This is a genomic window from Krasilnikoviella flava, assembly GCF_900167525.1.
GTDB lineage: Bacteria > Actinomycetota > Actinomycetes > Actinomycetales > Cellulomonadaceae > Isoptericola > Isoptericola flavus.
This window is the reverse complement of sequence record NZ_FUZQ01000001.1, coordinates 612,524-628,268: the sequence shown is the minus strand read 5'-3', so window position 1 is coordinate 628,268 and position 15,745 is coordinate 612,524. Positions and strand designations below refer to the sequence as shown.

13 protein-coding genes and 1 tRNA gene are annotated in these 15,745 nt (G+C 71.3%); 10 read left to right on the top strand and 4 right to left on the bottom strand.

The window, feature by feature from the left end; genetic code table 11:
* Positions 1-206: 206 nt before the first annotated feature.
* From B5Y66_RS02625 to B5Y66_RS02595, 7 genes are all read left to right on the top strand, one after another.
* Positions 207-1,187: an ABC transporter permease gene (locus B5Y66_RS02625; RefSeq protein WP_079570541.1), complete on the top strand. Its 981-nt coding sequence runs from the start codon at positions 207-209 to the stop codon at positions 1,185-1,187.
* Complete coding sequence (locus B5Y66_RS02620) at positions 1,187-1,858, top strand: YesL family protein (RefSeq protein ID WP_079570538.1); 672 nt, start codon at positions 1,187-1,189, stop codon at positions 1,856-1,858. Before B5Y66_RS02625 ends, B5Y66_RS02620 begins: the two co-directional genes overlap by 1 nt.
* Before the next feature lie 17 nt (positions 1,859-1,875).
* Positions 1,876-3,384, top strand: coding sequence for an extracellular solute-binding protein (locus B5Y66_RS02615; protein WP_079570535.1), 1,509 nt, complete (start codon positions 1,876-1,878; stop codon positions 3,382-3,384).
* A gap of 93 nt (positions 3,385-3,477) precedes the next feature.
* Entirely contained in the window at positions 3,478-4,758 is a 1,281-nt protein-coding gene (locus tag B5Y66_RS02610; RefSeq protein ID WP_079570532.1) for a glycoside hydrolase family 28 protein, read from the top strand.
* Positions 4,736-5,269, top strand: coding sequence for a hypothetical protein (locus B5Y66_RS02605; RefSeq protein ID WP_079570529.1), 534 nt, complete (start codon positions 4,736-4,738; stop codon positions 5,267-5,269). The genes B5Y66_RS02610 and B5Y66_RS02605 overlap by 23 nt, the downstream gene beginning before the upstream one ends.
* Positions 5,266-6,192 (top strand): carbohydrate ABC transporter permease, encoded by a 927-nt coding sequence (locus B5Y66_RS02600; protein WP_079570527.1) that lies wholly within the window; start codon positions 5,266-5,268, stop codon positions 6,190-6,192. Before B5Y66_RS02605 ends, B5Y66_RS02600 begins: the two co-directional genes overlap by 4 nt.
* A 71-nt stretch (positions 6,193-6,263) precedes the next feature.
* Complete coding sequence (locus B5Y66_RS02595) at positions 6,264-7,796, top strand: extracellular solute-binding protein (protein ID WP_079571717.1); 1,533 nt, start codon at positions 6,264-6,266, stop codon at positions 7,794-7,796.
* A 92-nt stretch (positions 7,797-7,888) separates the two neighbouring features.
* Here B5Y66_RS02595 and B5Y66_RS02590 read toward each other — a convergent pair whose 3' ends face one another.
* The 3 genes from B5Y66_RS02590 to xylA form a co-directional block, all read right to left on the bottom strand.
* Entirely contained in the window at positions 7,889-9,307 is a 1,419-nt protein-coding gene (locus B5Y66_RS02590) for a serine hydrolase domain-containing protein (RefSeq protein ID WP_079570524.1), read from the bottom strand.
* 4 nt (positions 9,308-9,311) lie between these two features.
* Positions 9,312-10,820 carry an FGGY family carbohydrate kinase gene (locus tag B5Y66_RS02585; RefSeq protein WP_079570522.1) on the bottom strand — a complete coding sequence of 503 codons (1,509 nt, stop codon included), beginning with the start codon at positions 10,818-10,820 and terminating at the stop codon, positions 9,312-9,314.
* Between the two features lie 93 nt (positions 10,821-10,913).
* Positions 10,914-12,080 carry a xylose isomerase gene (xylA, locus tag B5Y66_RS02580; RefSeq protein WP_079570521.1) on the bottom strand — a complete coding sequence of 389 codons (1,167 nt, stop codon included), beginning with the start codon at positions 12,078-12,080 and terminating at the stop codon, positions 10,914-10,916.
* A gap of 141 nt (positions 12,081-12,221) precedes the next feature.
* On the opposite strand from xylA, the gene B5Y66_RS02575 reads away from it, so the two are divergent.
* The 3 genes from B5Y66_RS02575 to B5Y66_RS02565 all read left to right on the top strand — a co-directional run bounded on the left by B5Y66_RS02575 (position 12,222) and on the right by B5Y66_RS02565 (position 14,304).
* Complete coding sequence (locus B5Y66_RS02575) at positions 12,222-13,451, top strand: ROK family transcriptional regulator (RefSeq protein ID WP_245806881.1); 1,230 nt, start codon at positions 12,222-12,224, stop codon at positions 13,449-13,451.
* Positions 13,452-13,614: 163 nt separating this feature from the next.
* Positions 13,615-13,687 (top strand) — tRNA-Arg (locus B5Y66_RS02570).
* Positions 13,688-13,767: 80 nt separating this feature from the next.
* Positions 13,768-14,304: a DinB family protein gene (locus tag B5Y66_RS02565; RefSeq protein ID WP_079570520.1), complete on the top strand. Its 537-nt coding sequence runs from the start codon at positions 13,768-13,770 to the stop codon at positions 14,302-14,304.
* Here the strand turns inward: B5Y66_RS02565 and B5Y66_RS02560 are convergent, their stop codons facing one another.
* Positions 14,305-15,549 carry an MFS transporter gene (locus tag B5Y66_RS02560; protein ID WP_245806880.1) on the bottom strand — a complete coding sequence of 415 codons (1,245 nt, stop codon included), beginning with the start codon at positions 15,547-15,549 and terminating at the stop codon, positions 14,305-14,307. It lies immediately after the preceding gene.
* Positions 15,550-15,745: the final 196 nt, after the last annotated feature.

The following is a 15,745-nucleotide window of genomic DNA, read 5'->3' as shown; positions in this document are numbered from 1 at the left end:
GAACCGCCTCCTCCGGCCGGGGGAGCAGGCCGTCACGTCACGATCTCGACACCGATCTGTGGAAGGCGCTTGCCGTTGGGCGTACCTGTCCGGTACGTTTCCGAGAAACCGGTTACCGGCGCGTTTCACCAGGAGCGCGGACAGCTCGAGGAAGAGCAGAGGGGCACGCCAATGGTGGTTGTGATGAACGACGAGGGGCTCGCGCGATGAGCGCGGTCACCGCCGCGGAGACCGCGGCACCGACGACGCCGACGACCGGCTCTGCCACGCCGTCGCGCCCGCGCCGGAAGCGGGCGTCGGCGCTGTGGAAGCACAAGGCGCTCTACCTCATGGCCGTGCCGGGGATCCTGTACTTCCTGGCCTTCAAGTACGCGCCCATGGGTGGCCTGGTCATCGCGTTCCAGGACTACATGCCGTTCCTCGGCATCGGCGGCAGCCCGTGGGTCGGCTTCGACCACTTCGTGCGGTTCTTCACCGAGGACACGTTCCTGGTGCTGCTGCGCAACACCGTGGTGATCTCGCTGCTGCTGCTGGTCTTCGCGTTCCCGGTGCCGATCATCCTGGCGCTGCTGCTCAACGAGGTCCGCACCAAGGTCTTCCAGCGCAGCGTGCAGACGGTCATCTACCTGCCGCACTTCATGTCGTGGGTCATCGTGGCGTCGATCTTCTACGTGCTGCTCTCGACCGACGGCGGGGCGGTCAACAACCTCATCGTCGAGTGGGGCGGCCAGCCGATCCCGTTCCTCACCGACCCGGACTGGCTCCGGCCGCTGTACGTGGGGCAGGAGATCTGGAAGGGCGCCGGCTGGGGCACCATCGTCTACCTCGCCGCGATGACGGCGGTGGACACGCAGCTCTACGAGGCCGCGGAGCTCGACGGCGCCGGGCGGATGCGCCAGACCTGGCACATCACGCTCCCGGCCATCCGGCCCACCATCATCGTGATGTTCATCCTCGCCATCGGCGACTTCCTGGAGCTCGGTTTCGAGCACATGTTCCTGGTGATGAACTCGCTCAACCGCTCGGTGGGCGACATCTTCGACACCTACGTGTACACGACGGGTATCGAGAACGGGCAGCTCAGCTACGCCGCCGCGGTGGGGCTCTTCAAGGGCCTGGTCGGCCTGGTCCTGGTGATCATGGCGAACCGCCTCGCGAAGAGGTTCGGCGAAGAGGGCGTCTACTGATGTTCTCCTTCGAGGGCTTCGTCCGGATCAACACGTTCCTGACCGGCGTGTACCGGTTCGCCTACCTCAACGTGCTCTGGATCGCGACGACCGTCCTCGGGCTCGGCCTGTTCGGCGCCGGCCCGGCGTCGTACTCCCTCGCGCGGTACGTGGACGGCTGGTTCCGGCGCGGGGAGACACCGCCGGTCGCGCGGACCTTCGTGGCCGGCGTCCGGGAGCAGCCGTGGCGCGCGATGGTCGTCAGCTGGATCCTCGCGGGCGCGGGCGCCGTCATCGTCACCAACGTCTTCGGCGCCTCCAGCTGGACCGTGCAGGCGCTGAACGTCGTCGCGCTCGTGGTCCTCGGCGTCGCCGCCGCGTACGTGTTCCCGGTGATGGTCGCGACAGACGTCGCACCGGTTCACCGGCAGCTCGCGAGCGCACTGCTGATCGGCTTCGGCTCGCTGCACTGGACGATCCTCGGCTCCACCGCCGTCGCCCTCACCGGGTGGTTGCTGTGGCAGTTCGCGTCGCCGCTCCTCGTCCTCTTCGGGGTGGGGATCCCGGCCTGCGCGGTCGGCGTCGTCACCCGCATCGTCTTCCGTCCCCTGGCGCAGGCCCCGGAGCAGCCGGGCACCCTCGCGCCGCACCGCAGTTCCATCGACGCACCTGCGACGGAGCAGGTGGCATGACACGAAGGAGTCACACCATGAGGACAGGCATGTTCGTCAAGGGCGCGGCGGTGGCGGCGGTCGCCGCCCTCGCCCTGACCGCCTGCGGCAACGGGGGATCCGGCGAGGAGGCCGAGGTCGACGACGGCCCCATCAGCTGGATGGCGATGCTCCACACGCCGACGACGCCGGAGAAGGACGGCGTCATCGAGTCGGCCCTCGAGGAGTACACCGGCCAGGAGTTCGACATGCAGTGGGTGCCGGACGCCTCGAAGGAGGAGAAGATCAACTCCGCCCTGGCGTCGGGCAAGCTCGCCGACATCGTCTCCCTCACGATGGGCGACAGCACGCAGGTGCGCCAGGCGCTCGGTTCCGGCCAGTTCTGGGACGTCGAGAAGTATCTGGCCGACTATCCGAACCTCGCGAAGATCGACCCCGAGACGCTCGAGGCGGCGAAGCTGGACGGCAAGCTCTACGGCGTGCCGTTCCAGAAGATCAAGGCGCGCTACGGCGTGCTGGTCCGCCAGGACTGGCTGGACAAGCTCGGCCTCGAGACCCCGCACACGATCGAGGACCTGACCAAGGTCGCCGAGGCGTTCGCCACGCAGGACCCGGACGGCAACGGCAAGGACGACACCACCGGGTTCATCGACCGGGAGGAGAGCTTCCTGGTCGGCTTCCGGTCGCTCACCGGCTACTTCGGCGCCGGGGACAAGTTCGAGGTCACCGGCGACGGCCAGGTCGTGCCCGCGTTCACCACCGACGCCTTCAAGGAGGCGATGGAGTGGTACCGCGGCGTGTACGAGAAGGGCGCCGTGAACCAGGAGTTCGTCACCGTGCAGAAGACGAACCAGCAGGACGCCATCGCGCAGGGCAAGGGCGGCATCGTCGTCACCGGCCTGTTCGAGGCGAAGAACTACCAGGCCCTCGCCGAGAGCGCGAACCCGAAGACCCCCATGAAGTGGGCGCTGGTCAACGACATGAAGACCGCCGACGTCGACCACCGCATCCTCACGGACACGGGCGGCGGCATGGGCGGCTGGCTCGCCTTCCCCAAGAACGAGGTGAAGTCCGAGGCCGAGCTGAAGAAGGTGCTGACCTTCATCGACAAGCTGATGGACGAGGAGGCCTTCGGCCTCATGACCAACGGCGTCGAGGACACGCACTACACGATCGACGGCGACGGCGTCGTGACGATCACCGACCAGACCGCCTGGGAGCAGGAGGTGCAGCCGTACGCGTCCTCGCGGCCGTCGGAGAAGGTCGTGATGTACAAGAGCACGTCGCCGTACGTCGACGAGGCGAACGAGAAGATGGCGGAGCAGGAGCCCGACGTCGTCATCAACCCGGCCCAGTCGCTGTCCTCGGACACGTTCGACCGGCAGTGGTCGACCATCGAGGAGCAGGTGAACGACGCCTACAACCAGTACATCACCGGGCAGATCGAGATGGCCGACTACGACGCCGTGATCGAAGGGCTCCGCAGCCAGGGCCTCGACCAGATCATCGAGGAGTACACCGCGGCGTACGCCAAGGTGAACGGCTGACCTTCCCCGCCGACCCGCCGGTCGAGCTTGTCGGGACCCGTAGCGGTCTCGACAAGCTCGACCGGCGGACCCGACCGACCCGAGAGGCGACACGTGCACACCCTCGACGACACCCTGGCCACGGCCACCCTGCAGGCCGCGATCGACGACGCCGCGGCGACGGGCGGCGGCACCGTGGTCGTGCCCGCCGGCACCCACCGCACCGGGGCGTTGCGCCTGCGCTCGCACGTGGAGCTGCACCTCGAGGCGGGCGCCGTGCTCCAGTTCGTGCCCGACCCGGCGCTGTACCCGCCGGTCGACGCCCGCTGGGAGGGTGCCCCGGCCACGATCCACTCCCCGTGCCTGTACGCGGCGGGGGAGACGGACGTGGCGATCACCGGGTTCGGCACGATCGACGGCGGCGGCGCCCCTTGGTGGGACACGTTCCGGAACGACCGGGCGTCGCTGGCCCACCCCCGGCCCACGCTGGTGGGCCTGCACGACTGCGAGCGGGTCACGATCCGCGACGTGCGGCTGACCAACTCGCCGAGCTGGACGGTGCACCCCCTGCGGTGCGACGGCGTCACCATCACGAACGTCGTCATCGTCAACCCGCCGGACTCGCCCAACACCGACGGGATCGACCCCGAGTCGTGCCGCAACGTGCGGATCAGCGACTGCCACATCGACGTCGGCGACGACTGTGTCGTCATCAAGGCCGGCACCGAGCACGACCCCGAGCGCATCCCTTGCGAGAACATCGCCATTACCAACTGCACGATGGTGCACGGCCACGGCGGTGTCGTCATCGGCTCGGAGATGAGCGGCGGGGTGCGCGACGTCGTCATCAGCAACTGCGTCTTCGAGGGCACCGACCGCGGCATCCGCATCAAGGCGCGACGCGGTCGCGGCGGGGTGGTCGAGGACGTCCGGGTGACGAACGTCGTGATGCGGGGTGTGATGACCCCGTTCGTGATCAACCCCTACTACTTCTGCGGGCCGGACGGCAAGGAGCCGCACGTCGCCGACCGCAACCCGCACCCGGTGGGCGACACGACGCCGGTCTTCCGCCGCATCCACCTGGCGCACATCACGGCGCGCGACGTGCACGCCGCCGCCGGGCACCTCTACGGGCTGCCCGAGCAGCCGCTGACGGACGTCACGCTCGACGACATCACGATCTCCTACGCCGCCGACGCCGTCCCCGGCGTCCCCGCGATGGCGGACGGCGTCCCCGAGATGCGGCGGGCGGGCCTCCACCTCGGCTTCGTCGTCGACTCCGACCTCTCGCGTGTGCGCATCGAGGGCTGCGAGGGGCCCGGCGTCGTCGTCGAGGAGAGCCCCACGCTGCGGCTGACGGAGGTGAGGGTCGATGGCGACCGTCTCGATGCGTGACCACGGGCAGGGCGTGCGCGCCGGTGCGGTGCGGGCCCGTGCGGACGCCGTGCCCACGATCCGCCGCACCGCAGAGACGTGGCTCGCGGTCGTGGGCATGGTCGCCTCGGCGGTGTTCCTCGGCGGCTTCGCGCTCGTGATGAACCGGACCGACGAGCAGGCGTTCCTCGACACCCTGTACCCCGCGATGACGGACGCGGGCGTCGCGGTCGCGTCCGCCGACGCCTACGACGCCGCCCGCACGCTGGCCGCCTGGTTCGGCCTCACGCTCGTCGTCGTGCTGCTCGTCTCCGCGGCCGGGATCTACGTCGCGCGCCGCCGCCCCGTCCGCCGCTCCACCGGCTGGTGGTTCCTCGGGGCCGGGCTCGTGTGCCTGTTCGGCAGCCAGCTCGTGCTGTACCCGATCGCTTTCCTCTTCTTCGTCGCCGCGGGTCTGTTCGCCCTGCGGCGGCCCGACCCGACCGTCGGCCAGACGCCCGACCCCACGTCCGAGACCGGGAGCACCTCATGAGCAAGACCCTCGCAGCGCCGCGAGCGGACCGCGCCACCCGCGAGCCGAGCCGGATCCACCGCCCCACCACGGGGCAGCGCGTCTTCCGCGTGGTGAACGTGATCGTCCTGACCGGCTTCGCGCTGATCTGCGTGCTGCCGTTCGTCAACGTGCTGGGCAGCTCGCTCGCGACGCCGGGCGAGCTCGCGACCCGCCCGTTCGTGCTGATCCCGCAGACGTTCTCGCTGGACGCCTACCGGTACATCCTGTCGACGTCGACGATCTTCCGGGCCATGGGCGTCTCGGTGTTCGTCACCGCCGTCGGCACGTTCGTCAGCCTGCTGCTGACGTCGCTCATGGCGTACGCGCTGTCGAAGCGGTACCTCCGGGGCCGCCGGGTCATCAACTTCCTCGTGGTGTTCACGATGCTCTTCAGCGGCGGCATGATCCCCACGTTCATCGTGGTGAACAGCCTCGGGCTCATCGACTCGCTGTGGTCGCTGATCCTCCCGGTGGCCATCAACGCGTTCAACTTCGTGATCATGCGCAGCTTCTTCCAGGGCATCCCGGACAGCCTGGAGGAGGCCGCGAGGATCGACGGCTGCTCCGACCTGGGCGTGTTCGTGCGGATCGTGCTGCCGCTGGCGCTGGCGTCGATCGCCACCATCGGCCTCTTCTACGCCGTCTTCTACTGGAACACGTACCAGAACGCGATCCTCTACATCAACGACTCCACGAAGTGGCCGATCCAGGTGCTGCTGCGCCAGATCGTCATCGTCGCGAGCGGTATGAACGCCGACGAGAGCGCGGTGGACGTCGTGCCGCCGGCACAGTCGGTCAAGATGGCGGTCATCTTCATCGCGACCCTGCCGATGCTGATCGTCTACCCGTTCGTCCAGCGGTTCTTCGTCAAGGGCGCGCTCATCGGATCGGTCAAGGGCTGACGCCCCGGGCACCGCACGCCCACCCACCCCACGACCTGCGACGAGGCAGGTGCGACGAGAGGAGACGCATGATGCGACGAGTCCAGGGACGAGGCACCAGGAGGTCCGGTCGGGCCGGCGCGGTCGGGGCGGTGGTGGTCGCGGCCCTCGCGCTCACCGCCTGCGGCGGCGGGTCGGGCGAGGGAGGCGAGGAGAGCGCCGACGGTCCGATCACCTGGATGGCCACGCTCCACACGCCGACGACGCCGGAGGCGGACGGCCCGATCGAGTCGGCGCTGGAGGAGCACACCGGCGAGGAGCTCGAGGTGAGCTGGGTGCCGGCGGCGTCGTCGGCGGAGAAGCTCAACTCGGCCCTGTCCACGGGCAACCTGGCCGACATCGTGTCGATGGCCCCCGCAGACAGCGCGACCGTGCGCCAGTCGCTGAAGTCGGGGATGTTCTGGGACGTCGAGAAGTACCTGGCGGACTACCCGAACCTGGCGACGATCGACGAGCAGACCGTGGCGTCCGCCCGGATCGACGGCCACCTGTACGGCGTGCCGGTGCAGAAGAACAAGGCGCGCTACGGCGTGCTGGTGCGGCAGGACTGGCTGGACAACCTGGGCCTGGAGGTGCCGCACACGATCGAGGACCTGACCGAGGTGGCCGAGGCGTTCGCCACGCAGGACCCGGACGGGAACGGCAAGGACGACACGACCGGGTTCCTCGACCGTGAGGAGAGCTTCGACCTGGGCTTCCGCTCGCTGAGCGGCTACTTCGGGGCGGGCGACGACTTCACGGTCGACGACGCCGGCCAGGTGCACGCGGTGTTCGCCAGCGACGAGTTCAAGCGCGCGATGGAGTGGTACCGCGGCGTGTACGAGTCCGGCGCCGTGAACCAGGAGTTCGTCACCATGCAGAAGACGAACCAACTGGACGCGATCGCCCAGGGCAAGGGCGGCATCGTCGTCACGGGCCTGTTCGAGGCGAAGGGCTATCTCGCGACCGCGCAGGACAGCGACCCCGAGACGCCGATGAAGTGGGCGCTCGTCAACGACATGACGTCCGCTGACGTGCCGCGCCGCATCCTCACCGACACGGGCGGGGGCATGGGCGGCTGGCTCGCGTTCCCCAAGGAGTACGTGAAGTCCGAGGCGGAGCTGAAGAAGGTGCTCGGGTTCGTCGACAAGCTGCTGGACGAGGAGGCCTACGGCCTCATGACCAACGGCATCGAGGGCACGCACTACGAGGTCGACGGCGACGGCGCCGTCTCCATCACCGACCAGACCCTCTGGGAGCAGGAGGTGCAGCCGTACGCGTCGTCGCGGCCGTCGGAGAAGGTCGTGACGTACAAGAGCTCCGAGCCGTACGTCGACGAGGGGAACGAGAAGATGGCGGAGAACGAGGAGTATTCCGTCGTCAACCCGACGCAGTCGTTGACCTCGGAGACGTACGACCGGCAGTGGACCACGCTCTACGGCGAGGCCAAGGACGCCTACAACCAGTACCTCGTGGGACAGATCGACATGGCGGGGTACGAGGCCGTCATCGACGGGCTGGGCGGCCAGGGGCTCGACCAGATCCTCGAGGAGTTCACCGCGTCTCACGCCGCGGCGAACGGCTGACCGCACCCGACGGCCGGGCCTGTCGAGACCCCGAGCCGGGTCTCGACAGGCTCGACCACCGATCCGAGGGTGGAGCCTGTCGAAACCCCGGCTCAGCCGGCGGCCGGCGCGAAGGCGGCGTGGAACGTCCAGCGCGGTTCGAGCGTCTCGCCGAAGCCCTGCGACTGGACGGCGAGAGTGCCGTCGTCCGCCAGCGCGAGGCGCAGCCGGATCGTGGCCAGCTCGTCGCCGTGCGCGCCCACGCGGACGTCGAGGGTGCCCGGGCCGGACCAGCCCGCGGTGACGATCGCCGGCTCGCCGTGCACGCTCGTGGCGCGCGCGCCCGCCGTGGCGAGCGCGATCGACCAGCCGTCGGACGACGCGATCGTCCCCCCGGCGGCGTCGACGTCGAGGGTGAGCCTGTCCGGGCCGGAGTCGGGGGTGCGCGTAGCCCAGGTGCCGGTCAGGGGGCGCGCGTGCGCGGCGTCGTGCCGCGGCGCGGGCCAGGCGAGATCCGTGACGGTGGGTGCGGCGTTGGCGCGGGCGTCCCGTGCGAGCGCGCGCGCGGGCTCGACGAGGTGGTCGAGGACGAGGTCGAGCAGCTTCTGGTCACCGCTCGCCGCCGCCTGGGAGTCGGCCGTGACGACGACGGTGACCTGCAGCTCCGGGTCGCCGTAGACGATCTGCCCGCCGAGGCCGAACATCAGCCAGCCGCCTGCGGGCGGCAGCCACAGCTGGTATCCGTACGCCGACCGGAAGGGGCCGCCCCACGTCTGGGTGGCCGGGTCGGACTGCGGCGACGTCGCGGCCCCGAGATAGTCCGCCGGGAGCAGCCGCGCGCCGTCGTGCACGCCGCCGTCGTTCAGCAGGCGGGCCAGCCGGGCCAGGTCGTCGGGAGTGCAGATCAGGCCGGAGCCGCCGTGGCTGAAGCCGTCCGGGCCGGGCAGGAAGCGCAGACCGGGGCTGACGCCGATCGGGTCGAGGACCCGCGGGCGCAGGTAGTCGGCGAGAGCGCCGCCGGTGGTCCGCTCCACGAGCGCGGCCAGCGTGTACGACGCGCTGGTGTCGTAGGTGAACAGCGTGCCCGGCGGGTGCGTGGGCGGCACGCGGAAGTACGACTCGAGCCAGCCGCCCTCGCGCACCTTGTACGTCGTCGAGCGGTGCGGGCCCACCATCGCGAGCATGTGGTGCAACGTCGTGGCCTCGAGCCACGGGTGCGCCGGGACGTCCGCGACGAGGTCGGGGAAGTGCCGGACGACCGGGTCGTCGAGGCTCAGCGCGCCCTCGGCCGCGAGCAGGCCGACGGCGAGACCCGTGATCGTCTTGGACACCGAGTACATCCGCTGCGGGACGTCGTGGCCGCGCGTCGTGGCCCCGGCGGCGAGCAGCCGCTCGCCTCCCGCGCGCACGTCGACGGTGTGCACGGCGACGTCGAGCTCGTGCGCGCGGGCGACGACCGTCGCGAGGCCGTCCGCGAGGACGGGGTGGGCGGGCCGCGCCGTGATGGCGGCGCCGGTCATGGGCTCGGCCACCGGCTCAGACCAGGTCGCGGACGGCGGCGTACTGCTGGCGGACGACGGGCCGGGGGTCGGCGTCCAGCGTGGTCGCGATCGTCGTCGACCATGCCGGCGCGGCGGCGCCCGGGTCGCCCGCGGCTGCGAGCACCCACGCCGCCTGGCGCGCGGCGCCGTCGGCCACGTACTCGCCCGGCTCGGGGACGCCGATCGCGAGCCCGAAGACCTGCGTGGCCACCTGCTGCACCGCGGGGGACTGCGCCGCGCCGCCGATGAGCATGACGCGCTCGATCGGCACCCCCTGGGCGCGCAGGGCGTCGAGCCCGTCGGCCAGGCCGCAGAGCATGCCCTCGACGTAGGCGCGGGCCAGGTGCTCGCGGGTCGACGTCGCCAGCCGGACGCCGTGCAGCGTGCCGGTGGCGTCGGGGCGGTTGGGGGTGCGTTCGCCCTCGAGGTACGGCACGAGCACGAGGCCGTCCGAGCCCGGCGGGGCGGCGAGCGCGAGGTCGGCGAGCTCGTGCACGTCGACGTCGAGCACCGCGCGGGCCGCGTCGAGCACGCGGGCGGCGTTGAGGGTGACGGCGAGCATGAGCGCGTTGCCGGTGGCGTCGGCGAAGCCGTTGATCGCGCCCGAGCCGTCGGCCGTGCGCGCCGGCGCCACCGCGGACACCACGCCGGACGTGCCGATCGAGATCGCGATGTCGCCGGGGGTCATGCCGAGCGCGAGCGCGGCCGCGGCGTTGTCGCCGGCCCCCGGGCCGAGCAGGGCGCCGCCGGAGACGTCCGCGCCGGCGACCGACGCGTGGGCGACGCCGCCGGAGTCCGCCGGGCCGAGCACGCGGGGGAGCGCGACGTCGTCGCGCCCCAGGGCCAGCTTCAGCAGGTCGGGCCGGTACGCACCGGCCCCTCCGTCGGCCTCGGCGTCGTAGTACCCGGTGCCGGACGCGTCGGAGCGGTCGGTGAACAGCGCGTCGAGCCGCGGGCCGAGCGGCGACTCGCCCTCGGGTCCGTACCCGGCGATCCGCCAGCTCAGCCAGTCGTGGGGGAGCGCGACGGCGGCGACGCGCGCGGCGTTCTCGGGCTCGGCGTCGCGCAGCCAGCGCAGCTTGGTGACGGTGAGGGAGGCGACGAGCACCGACCCGACGGCGTCGGCCCAGGCCTGGGCACCCGCGGCGCGGCGGTGTCCTGAGCCTGTCGCAGGGTCGCCGTCGCCGAGCTCGTCGATCAGGTCCTCGGCCGCGGCGGCGGAGCGGGTGTCGTTCCACAGGATCGCGTCGCGGATCACGCGCCCCTCGGCGTCGAGCGCGACGAGCCCGTGCTGCTGACCGCCGACGGCGATCACGGCGACGTCGTCGAGGCCGCCGGCCTCCCGCGCCGCGGACCGGAACGCGTCCCACCAGTGCTGCGGGTCGATCGACGTGCCGTCGGGGTGCTTCGCGGTGCCGGAGCGCACCAGGGCGCCGGTCTCGGCGTCGCGCACGACGATCTTGCAGGACTGCGTGGACGTGTCCACGCCGGCGACGAGGGGCATCGTTGCTTCCTTCTCGGTACGGGCTGTCGCCGGTCGAGCCTGTCCGGACCGCGGCGGTCCGGACAGGCTCGACCGGCAGGGTGAGCGCTGTGCTCAGCCGATGAGGTGACGCAGCGCGAGCTGGTGGAGACGCACCAGACCGTAGTCGCGCTCGGCGACCGCGTCGATGTCGACGTCCTCGTAGGCGGAGCGGTCCGCGAGGAAGGTGTCGAACGACTCGCCCTCGGCCAGCGTCGGCTCGCCCAGCTCGAAGATGCCGGCGTGCTCGAACGCCTGCTGCACCTCGGCGTCCTCGCGGTACGCCTTCGCCTTCGCGGCGAGCATGTCGTACGTCTCCATGTTCGCCTTGGCCGACTCCCACACGCCGTCGAGGTACTCGGTGCGGCTCGGCTTGTAGTCGAAGTGGCGCGGGCCCTCGTAGCGCGGGCCGCCGTTCGGGAAGCCGTTCTCGAGCATGTCCACCGTGAAGAAGGCGCTCAGCAGGTCGCCGTGGCCGAAGACGAGGTCCTGGTCGTACTTCGGGCCGTGCTGGCCGTTGAGGTCGATGTGGAACAGCTTGCCCGCGTACAGCGCCAGCGCGAGGCCGTGCGTGTAGTTGAGGCCGGCCATCTGCTCGTGACCCGTCTCCGGGTTGAGGCCCACGATGTCGCCGTGGTCGAGCGTGTCGATGAGGGCGATCGCGTGGCCGATGCTCGGCAGGAAGATGTCGCCGCGGGGCTCGTTCGGCTTGGGCTCCAGCGCGATGCGCAGGTCGTAGCCCTTCTCCTTGATGTAGGCGGCGACGGTGTCGATGCCCTCCGCGTAGCGGGCGTGCGCGGCGTGCAGGTCCTTGGAGTTGTCGTACTCCGTGCCCTCGCGGCCGCCCCACATGACGAACGTCGAGGCGCCCATCTCGGCGGCCAGGTCGGCGTTGCGCAGCACCTTGCGCAGGCCGTAGCGACGGACCTCGCGGTTGTTCGAGGTGAACGCGCCGTCCTTGAAGATCGGGTGCGTGAAGGTGTTGGTGGTGACCATCTCGCAGACGAGGCCGGACTCCTCGGAGGCCTTCTTCACCGAGTCGATGTGCTTCTGGCGGTCTGCACCCTCGGCGCCGAACGGGAAGACGTCGTTGTCGTGGAAGGTGAAGCCCCACGCGCCGAGGTCGGCCAGCTTGCGGATCGAGTCCGCGGGGTCCAGGTCGGGGCGGGTCGCGGTGCCGAACGGGTCGGCGGCCGGCCAGCCGACGGTCCACAGGCCGAACGAGTACTTGATGTCGCTCATGGGGTTCTCCTCGTCGAGTTCGGGTTGCCGGGTCGGGGGCGTCGAGCGTGCCGGGACGGCGTGCGATCGAGCGACACCGCGTCCGTGCGGCGTTTTGTTGTACGGCTGAACTATTGCGCGTCGCTGGTCTAGAGTCAACACGTGCCAGCCATCTCGACGACGACGCCCGCCGCCGCGCCCCGCGTGCCCGACGGCGGGTCCGCGTCGCGCCAGCACACCCTCCGCGAGCGGAACCTGCGCCTCGTCGCCGCGGCCGTCTTCGAGGCCACCGCACCGCCGTCCCGCGCCGACGTCGCCGCCGCCAGCGGCCTCACCCGCGCCACCGTCTCGACCCTCGTCGACCGGCTCGTGGCCGGGGGCCTCGTGGCCGAGCTGCCGCCCGTCGCCGCCCAGCGGGCCGGACGCCCCGCCGTCCCGCTCGTGCCCGCCGGCCGGTCCGTCGTCGGGCTCGGCCTCGAGGTGAACGTCGACTACCTCGGCGTGCGCGCCCTCGACCTCGTGGGCGACGTCGTGGCCGAGCGCGTCGAGACGGGGTCCCTGCACGACTCCGACCCTCGCGAGGTGCTCGCCCGGCTCCGGGCGCTCGCCGCCGAGGCGATCGCGGAGGTCGAGGCCGCCGGCATGCGGGTGGCCGGGGCGCGGCTCGCGCTGCCGGGGCTCGTCGACGCCCGCGGCGCTCGGCTCGAGGTGGCGCCCAACCTGGGCTGGTCGTCGCTCGAGCCCGTACCCGAGCTCGACCTGCGCGCCGGTGACGGGCGGGCGCTCGACGTCGAGGTGGCGAACGAGGCGAAGCTCGCGGCGCTCGCCGAGCTCGCCGGCGACGTGCCACCGTCGTTCCTGTACGTCTCCGGCGACGTCGGAGTGGGCGCGGGGATCGTCGTCGACCGGCAGCTCTTCCTGGGGGAGCGGGGCTGGAACGGCGAGATCGGCCACGTCGTCGTCGACCCCTCCGGGCCGCGCTGCTCCTGCGGCGCCTCCGGCTGCCTCGAGCAGTACGCGGGCAAGGAGGTGCTGCTGCGCGGATCGGGCCTCCCGACGTCCGCGCCGGTGGACGCGGTGGTCGACCTGCTGCGCGCCGGCGACGTCGCCGCGCTCGACACCGTGCGCCGCGGCGGCCGGGCGCTCGGCGCCGCGCTCGCGACCTTCGTCAACCTCGTCGACGTCTCGACGATCGTGCTCGGCGGCGCGTACGTCGAGCTGTACGGGTGGGTCGGCCACGTCGTGGCGGGGGTGGTGGAGGAGCGCGCGCTCGCCGCGCCCTTCGCGCCGGTCGACGTCCGCCCCGCCGCGGCCGGCAAGCACGCCGCGCTCACCGGCGGCGCGCGGGAGGTGCTGCGGTCGGTGGTCGCCGACCCGGCGCGCTGGGTCTGATCAACAGGCTCTCGTCGGGGCGGCACTTTGAGGTCAGGTCGGCAGTTCGAACTGCCGACGCGAACCGAATCTGCCGCGCTGACCGGTCGCGGTCGGGCTCCAGGTGACGATGGAGGAGCCTCGACGCGCGCTACGCTGTGGGTCGCCTTCTTCGTCGAGGCATGCGCTTGTAGCTCAGTGGATAGAGCAACCCTCTCCTAAAGGGTAGGTCGGAGGTTCGAATCCTCTCAGGCGCACTTTGGTCAGGACTTGGTCATATTTCCAGGTCGCGACATCTGATATCACCGCCACACCCGGTGCGGCATACGCTCGCTTCATGCCCCTCTCCGACGTCGAGCCCCGGCTGGACTCTGCGAACTCCTCCGATCAGTTCGTCGCGTACCTCGACTACTACCGGTCGGTCGTGGACCGGAAGCTGGACGGCATGTCCGACGCGCAGCTGCGCACCAGCCTGCTGCCGTCGGGGTGGACCCTTCTGGAGCTGCTGACGCACCTGGTGCACATGGAGCGTCGCTGGTTCGTCTGGGGTTTCCTGGGCGAGCAGGTGGCTCACCCGTGGGGCGACAACGCCGACGACGTCCCGGAGAGCCCCTGGCACGTGCCGGACGACGTCGGCCGGGCGGAGCTGGTGGCGGCGCTGCACGCGGGGGGCGAGCGGACGCGCGACGTCCTGGCGCACCACGACCTCGCCGAGCGGGCGGCGACGGGCGGCCGGTTCGCGCCCGACGACGCGGTGCACGGCACCCCGCCCACGTTGCTGTGGATCTGCTTCCACGTGCTGCAGGAGTATGCCCGGCACGTGGGTCACCTGGACGTGGTGCGAGAGCTCGCGGACGGGGCGACCGGGGAGTAGTCAGTCCGCCTGGGCGTGCGCGATGTGCGCGAGCTGCCGCCACACGAGCACGAGCGTCAGGCCCGCCCCCACGAAGCCGAACCACATGGGCGCGGTGAGCCCCCAGTGCTCGGCGAGCACGCCGCCGATCGCGTTGCCGACGACGATGCCGCCGAACACGCACATCATGTAGACCGACCCGACGCGGCCCTGGAACCGCGTGGGGGTGGCGCGCTGCCGCACCGTGTTGGACACGGTGCCCCACACGAACGAGTACGCGCCGAAGACGAACAGGATCGCCATCGCGGCCCACCCGGTGGTCGCGAGGGCGAGCGCCAGGTGGAACAGCACCTCGAGCGTCAGGCACACCTTCATCAGGGCGGAGAGCGAGTACCGCCGCTCGAGCGTGCCGTAGGTGAACGTGCCGAGGAGGCCACCGACGGCGGCCGCCGTGGTGAGGAGCCCGTACCCGACGGGCCCCATGTGCAGGTAGTCCAGCGAGTACTTCACGAGGATTCCCCACGGCGCGGCCCAGGTGGCGTTGAAGACGAGGATCACCAGGGCGAGGGTGCGCACGGGCGGGTTGGTCCAGATCCAGCGCAGCCCCTCGGCGATGTCGTGCCGCACCTTGCGAGGCGCGGCCCTGGGGTCGGCGCCCTCGGCCGGGGGCACGGGCGTGAGGACCACCTTGCTCACGAGCAGCACGGCGAAGAGCACGGTCAGTACCTGCGCGGCGAACGGCCAGGCGGCCCCGGCGGCGAACAGCGCCGCACCGAGCGGGGGGCCGACGAGCTGGTTCGCGGTGAGGAAGCCGGCCTGCAGCCGCGAGTTGCCGATGCCGAGGTCGGCCGGTCGCACCAGCATGGGCAGCAGGGTCTGGGACGTGGTGTCGGCGAAGACCTCGGCCACGCCCATGAGCAGCATCGCCGCCAGGACGACGCCGATGTTCACGTGCCCGGTCACGATGACCACGCAGAGCGCGGTGACGACGACCGCCCGCAGCAGGTTGGCGACGATGACGAGGCGCCGGCGGTCGATGCGGTCCGCGAGCACGCCGGCCCACAGGCCGAACACCAGCCACGGCAGGCGCTGCAGCATCGCGGCGAGCGCCACGAGCATCGCGGAGCTGGTCTGCGACGCGACCAGGAGCGGCCCGGCCGCCAGGGCGACGCCGTCGCCGATGTTGCTCACCCACGACGCCGACATCAGCCACCGGAACCCGGTGCCCATCCGGGCGGGGGCCACCGCCTCGACCACTCGTTTCACGGTCGACCAGCCTAGGTGCCCCGGGCAGGCGCCCATCCTCAGAACTTCCTCACACCGCTTGCGACGGTTCGCCCCTGTCGCTTATTGACGTCGACCCTGTCGAGCGGCACACTCTCGGGTGACGGCGCGCATCGCCCGCCCCCTGCGCGGTGCGCGCTGTCCCTTGCCGGGCCGAGCCCGGCCCGACGCCCCTTCG

Excerpts from the sequence above, each read along its gene's own strand:
- B5Y66_RS02625 (WP_079570541.1), top strand. The coding sequence starts at position 207 with ATGAGCGCGGTCACCGCCGCGGAGACCGCGGCACCGACGACGCCGACG.
- B5Y66_RS02620 (WP_079570538.1), top strand. The coding sequence starts at position 1,187 with ATGTTCTCCTTCGAGGGCTTCGTCCGGATCAACACGTTCCTGACCGGC.
- B5Y66_RS02615 (WP_079570535.1), top strand. The coding sequence starts at position 1,876 with ATGAGGACAGGCATGTTCGTCAAGGGCGCGGCGGTGGCGGCGGTCGCC.
- B5Y66_RS02605 (WP_079570529.1), top strand. The coding sequence starts at position 4,736 with ATGGCGACCGTCTCGATGCGTGACCACGGGCAGGGCGTGCGCGCCGGT.
- B5Y66_RS02600 (WP_079570527.1), top strand. The coding sequence starts at position 5,266 with ATGAGCAAGACCCTCGCAGCGCCGCGAGCGGACCGCGCCACCCGCGAG.
- B5Y66_RS02595 (WP_079571717.1), top strand. The coding sequence starts at position 6,264 with ATGCGACGAGTCCAGGGACGAGGCACCAGGAGGTCCGGTCGGGCCGGC.
- B5Y66_RS02585 (WP_079570522.1), bottom strand. The coding sequence starts at position 10,820 with ATGCCCCTCGTCGCCGGCGTGGACACGTCCACGCAGTCCTGCAAGATC.
- xylA (WP_079570521.1), bottom strand. The coding sequence starts at position 12,080 with ATGAGCGACATCAAGTACTCGTTCGGCCTGTGGACCGTCGGCTGGCCG.
- B5Y66_RS02565 (WP_079570520.1), top strand. The coding sequence starts at position 13,768 with ATGCCCCTCTCCGACGTCGAGCCCCGGCTGGACTCTGCGAACTCCTCC.